We start from the raw sequence: 556 nt of genomic DNA on the forward strand, positions 1-556 counted from the left end.
TGCCCACCCGGGCCGAGGTGTTCGACGTGGCCAACGCCGTGCTCGACGGCACCGACGCGGTGATGCTCTCGGCCGAGACCGCCGCTGGCGACTACCCGGTGGAGACCCTGGAAGCCATGCAGCGGGTGTGCCTCGGCGCTGAGCGCGAGCGCATCGCCCAGGAGTCCGGGCACCGCATCCACGAGGGCTTCACCCGCATCGACGAGACGATTGCGCTGTCGGCGATGTACGCCGCCAACCACCTCGCCGGCGTGGCCGCCATCGCCTGCATGACCTCCACCGGCTACACGCCGCTGATTGCCTCGCGGATCCGCTCGGGGCTGCCCATCGTTGGGCTCGCTCACAGCCCCGTCGCCCAGCGGCGCATGGCGCTCTATCGTGGGGTGGTCTCGCTGCCCTTCGACACCACGGCGATGGCGGCCGGCGAGCTCAACGCTCGGGCCCTGGCGCTGCTGGTGGAGCAGGGCATTGCCGAGCCGGGGGATCATGTCATCCTGACCCGGGGCGACCACATGAACGCCCACGGCGGGACCAACACGATGAAGATTCTCGAGGT

General features: G+C 70.1%; 1 protein-coding gene. It reads left to right on the plus strand.

The window, feature by feature from the left end; translation table 11 throughout:
• Positions 1–556, plus strand: a 556-nt coding sequence (locus H1D44_RS20755; RefSeq protein WP_244964860.1) for a pyruvate kinase, incomplete at both ends; no start/stop codon positions are given.

Source organism: Billgrantia kenyensis (genome assembly GCF_013697085.1).
Classification (GTDB): Bacteria; Pseudomonadota; Gammaproteobacteria; order Pseudomonadales; family Halomonadaceae; genus Halomonas; species Halomonas kenyensis.